The sequence below is a fragment of the Pseudomonas sp. Pseusp97 genome (assembly GCF_047304025.1).
Classification (GTDB): Bacteria; Pseudomonadota; Gammaproteobacteria; order Pseudomonadales; family Pseudomonadaceae; genus Pseudomonas.
On record NZ_JBGLYK010000327.1, the window covers coordinates 1 to 4,221 of the forward strand.

A 4,221-nucleotide genomic window follows, 5' to 3' on the forward strand; every position below is an offset into this window, starting at 1 on the left:
AGCGCCTGCCACTCGGGGAACACCAGCTGGCCGAAGTAGGCCATGACGATGAACAGCACGCCGCCGATCAGCGTCACCAGCATGATCGCAGCCGGAATCTGCCGGCGCGGCTCCGGGGTCTCCTCGGCCATGGTCGACACGGCGTCGAAGCCGAGGAAGGACAGGCACAGCACCGCCGCGCCGGACATCACCAGCGGCAGGCTGAAGTGCTCGTCATAGAAGGGCTGGACCAGTGGGACCGGATCAGCCTGGGCGCCCAGGTGGCTCACCGAGAGTGCAATGAACACCACCACGAAGACCATCTGCGCGACGATCAGCACCCAGTTGACGCGGGTGATGGATTCGATGCCGACGAGGTTGAGCAGGGTCACCAGGACGATGGAGCCGAGGATCCACACCGACAGTGGCACCGAGGGGAAGTAATCGGTCATGTAGATGCCGATCAGCAGGTAGCTCAAGAGCGGCAGGAAGATGTAGTCCAGCAGCAGCGTCCAGCCGGCGAGGAAGCCGAAGGCCGCGCCGAAGGTCTTGCGCGTATAGCTGTACACCGACCCCGAATACGGGTGCGCCTGCACCATGCGCCCGTAGCTGTAGGCGGTGAGCAGCATGGCCGCGAGGGTGAAGAGGTAGGCGGTCGGCAGGTGGCCCTTGCTCATGCGTGTGACCAGGCCGTAGGTGGTGAACACCGCGAGCGGGACCATGTAGGCCAGGCCGAAAAGCACCAGCGCGGGAATGCCCAGCGACTTGCGGAAGGACCGCGAGGACGGCTCGTGAGGTTGATGGGCAGGCAAGGAAGTATCGGACACGCTTGTTGTTTTTTTCATGGCGGACTCTAGGGCGGCAAGCGGCGGGTGCCCCAGGCACTGGAACGGCGTGAAGCACTCCCACAGGCCGCCTCGAAGGACGTTGTTGGTCGAATCGGGCCGCATGTTGCTTCAGCTCGCCGCCGAGGAAAATTAGTAAAAATATGTTCGAGGCCAATGAAAAAAATGGCCGGCCACGAAGACCGGGAGCCCCATTTTTCTGCTGTCCTTTGGCCGGCGAGCGATAGGGCAAGCTGCGCGCCAGTCCGATTTCAGCGGCGAATCCCCGGGGCTGATGTACCATGCCGCGCCGAAACCTGCGGCGAACCCTCTGCCTGGCTGCCTATGTCCTCCAACGCGCTGTACACCGACCTGTCCTCCTACTACGACCTGATGTGCGCCGACATCGACTACCAGGCGCAGAGCCACTGTGTGCGCCGCCTTCACCAGCTGTTCGGCAACCAGGGACGCAGCCACCTGGACCTCGCCTGCGGGACTGGGCCGCACGTGCGCCACTTCCTCGACTCCGGCTACGCGAGCGCCGGCCTGGACATCAACCAGCCGATGCTGGACATCGCCCGGCAGCGCTGCCCCGAGGCGCATTTCAGCCGGCAGGACATGGCGGGCTTCCACGTCGAGGCGCCGCTGGACCTGATCACCTGCTTCCTCTACTCGATCCACTACAACGCCGGCGTGGAACCGCTGCGGGCGTGCCTGGCGAGCGTGCACAACGCACTCGCGGCAGGCGGCGTGTTCTGTTTCAACAGCGTGGACAAGGCGCTGATCGACAATGGCTCCTTCGTACGCCACAGCGTGGAGCACGACGGCAGCCAGTTCAGCTTCGGCTCGGGCTGGTACTACAGCGGCGCGGGCGAGCATCAGGCGTTGCGCCTGAGCATCGAGAAAACCACCGCCGGCACAACCCAGGCCTGGCAGGACGAACATGCAATGGTCGCGCTGACCTTTGCCGAGCTGCAGCAGCTGCTGGAGCCGCTGTTCGAGGTGCAGGTCTTCGAACATGACTATGAGCGCATCACGCCCTGGGCCGGCAGCTCGGGCAATGCGCTGTTCGTCTGCGTGAAGCGCTGAGGTCGAGGTCGACGGACAGGCCCGTCAGCGGATCTTGCCCACCGGCGTGAAGTTGCCGGTGAGGTGGTCTCCTACCGTGTTCTTCGGTTTGTACTGGGCATCGTGTTTCAGGCGCTCCTCCACGCTCGGGTCGATCGCCTCCTGGCCGAACGACGTGTTGCCGATATCCCGGTAATGCGGCTGGGTGAACTGGCTGTAGGCGCCGCCGAGGAATTCCTTGTAGGAGTTGGTGATGGGAAGGGTCGTGGCGGGCAGGCTCGGAGTCTTGCCGGTATCCACTGCCAGCCCGCACTCGATCGCCTTGTTGATCATCCACACCAGAGCGATATCCGACAGGCTGTTGTCCGCGTAGCCGCCACCGACGTTGGCGTGCGCGCCGCAGAACCACACCTGCTCGACCCGCTGGTTGGGCTTGCTCTTCGGGTCCCAGAGCGTGCACTGGTAATTCTTGCGCCACTCGTCGATGGCCAGTGCGTGGAAGGCGTTGTGCACGATCGAGCTGAGCTCGGTGTCGTGGAATTCGTAATAGGCCTTGTTGAACCAGTCGAACGACTCCAGCGGCACGCCCAGCGCGCCCACGGTGTCCCAGATGCCGAGCATGTGGATGTCGATGACGCGGGAGAAGCTGTCCCGGAACAACCGCGCGCGCTCGGAATCGGCGCCCTCGTCGCGGGTGCGGTAGAGGCCGTAGGCTTCGTTCGCCAGGTCGATGTGCTCGGGCTTGAGCAGCCCGGCGTTGCGGATCAGCCCCACCAGGCTGCGCGCCGTGTAGGCGCCGCGGCTGAACCCGAACAGGTAGATCTGGTCACCGGCCTCGTAGGTCCTGACCAGCTGCCGATAGCCGTCGAGGATGTTCTCGGACAGCCCCACGCCGAATGCCCCGCCGGCCAGGCGGTCATACCAGGCCGTGCCGACCCCCTTGTCGTACCACTTGTCCTGGGCCGTACCGTTCTGGTCGGCGGGCAGAATGCAGGCGTGCAGCTTCCAGACATTGGTGCTCTTGTTGCCCTTGATCTCGGACTTCACGTCCGGCGTGTTCCAGGTTCCGTCGAAGGAAATGATGATCTTCTTGGGCATGCCCGTTCTCCAGGGTACGTGGCTCTGACGGCTCGAAATGTCCGGCGTCCCGGCGCCAGTGCTCTGCTTGTCTATCCCTGGCATTGGCCGTTGCCGTCCTGGAGGCAACTGTAGTTCCCTCTGCGCGGGCTTGCCGGGCGCCGGAATGCTGGACGCCCATGCCCTCGGCCATCCCGGCGAGCGAGGCACGCCGTGCCCTGCCCGCGGGAATTCGCTGCGCCCGGGACATTCAACTCCAGCGCAGGTTGAGAACGAGGAAGTTCAGCAGCATCCAGAGCACCAGTGCCAGGTGCGTCAGCTGCAAGCCCTCCTGGCGGATCCAGTAGCCGAACCACATCCCGCCCAGCAGCATGGCGAAGAGGAAGCCCAGCGCCGCGCTCAGCGCAAGGTTCAGCCAGGGCCTGGCGGTGGCGAGACCGTCGCCCAGCAGCAGCTCGTAGCAGCCGGACCAGGCGGCCAGTACCGCCAGCGCTTGCAGCAGGACGACGACGATCAGCGCCAGGCGATGCAGCGCCGGTGAAGCCAGCGCGCGCACCCGCAGGGGGAAATCGATCGCAGGGGGCTGGCGCAGCGGCGCCATCGCCATGGTCGCGCCAACCGCCGCGACCGAGCTGGAGAATGCTTGCAGGTTGTTGATCAGCGCGATGCTCAGCCAGAGGCCGAACCCCAGGAAACAGGTGGCCTGGAAGATCATCAGGGAAGCGTGGGTGTCCATACCGGGTCCTTGTGCGGGCATGTTCCGAGTGCGCCCGCCTGTAGCCGCTACCAGCGGCAACGGACGAGCCGGACGGACTCTAGGACCTCAACCTCGGTTGAGGTCAATACCCGGAAACAGGCGATTTGCGGTCAACCGCCCAGCGCGATGATCGCCGACAACAGCGCCGTTCCCACCACGGCCAGCGCCACGCCGCCGGCCCAGGGCGAACCGCCGGAATAGCGGGCGAGCATCCAGCCGGAGATGAACAGCATCACCAGCGCCACCGCATTCGAGGCGCGGATGGCCGGGCCGGTCTGGTCGAGCAGCAGGAAGGGAATGACCAGCGGGAAGGTCGCCAGCACCACCAGCAGGAAAGTCGCCAGCGCACCCTTGATGTCCGCCCAGCCGATTCGCGCCTGGATCGGGCCCGCGGCGTCTCCCAGTAAACGCAGGCGCAGCATTTCCAGCCCCTCCGCGCCGGCCGCGGTGGCAATGCGCGGCGGCAGTTCGGCGGCGATCAGGCCCTGGGCTGCAATCTCGCCTGGGGGCTGGCCG

General features: G+C 65.3%; 4 protein-coding genes and 1 pseudogene. 1 reads left to right on the forward strand and 4 read right to left on the reverse strand.

Annotated features, from left to right (window positions below; genetic code table 11):
- The coding region (locus tag ACCC94_RS28140; protein WP_413352882.1) for an APC family permease at positions 1-824 on the reverse strand (824 nt) is incomplete at its 3' end.
- Positions 825-1,148: 324 nt separating this feature from the next.
- Between ACCC94_RS28140 and ACCC94_RS28145 the strand changes: the two genes are divergently transcribed.
- Positions 1,149-1,892, forward strand: coding sequence for a class I SAM-dependent DNA methyltransferase (locus ACCC94_RS28145; RefSeq protein WP_413352883.1), 744 nt, complete (start codon positions 1,149-1,151; stop codon positions 1,890-1,892).
- A 24-nt stretch (positions 1,893-1,916) separates the two neighbouring features.
- Here ACCC94_RS28145 and ACCC94_RS28150 read toward each other — a convergent pair whose 3' ends face one another.
- From ACCC94_RS28150 to ACCC94_RS28160, 3 genes and pseudogenes are all read right to left on the reverse strand, one after another.
- Complete coding sequence (locus ACCC94_RS28150) at positions 1,917-2,969, reverse strand: DUF2235 domain-containing protein (protein WP_413352884.1); 1,053 nt, start codon at positions 2,967-2,969, stop codon at positions 1,917-1,919.
- Between the two features lie 229 nt (positions 2,970-3,198).
- Positions 3,199-3,684, reverse strand: a complete 486-nt coding sequence (locus ACCC94_RS28155) for a DUF2165 family protein (RefSeq protein WP_413352885.1) — start codon at positions 3,682-3,684, stop codon at positions 3,199-3,201.
- A 131-nt stretch (positions 3,685-3,815) separates the two neighbouring features.
- Positions 3,816-4,221 (reverse strand): annotated as a pseudogene (locus tag ACCC94_RS28160) (hypothetical protein); the annotation flags it as partial.

Excerpts from the sequence above, each read along its gene's own strand:
- ACCC94_RS28155 (WP_413352885.1), bottom strand. The coding sequence starts at position 3,684 with ATGGACACCCACGCTTCCCTGATGATCTTCCAGGCCACCTGTTTCCTG.
- ACCC94_RS28150 (WP_413352884.1), bottom strand. The coding sequence starts at position 2,969 with ATGCCCAAGAAGATCATCATTTCCTTCGACGGAACCTGGAACACGCCG.
- ACCC94_RS28145 (WP_413352883.1), top strand. The coding sequence starts at position 1,149 with ATGTCCTCCAACGCGCTGTACACCGACCTGTCCTCCTACTACGACCTG.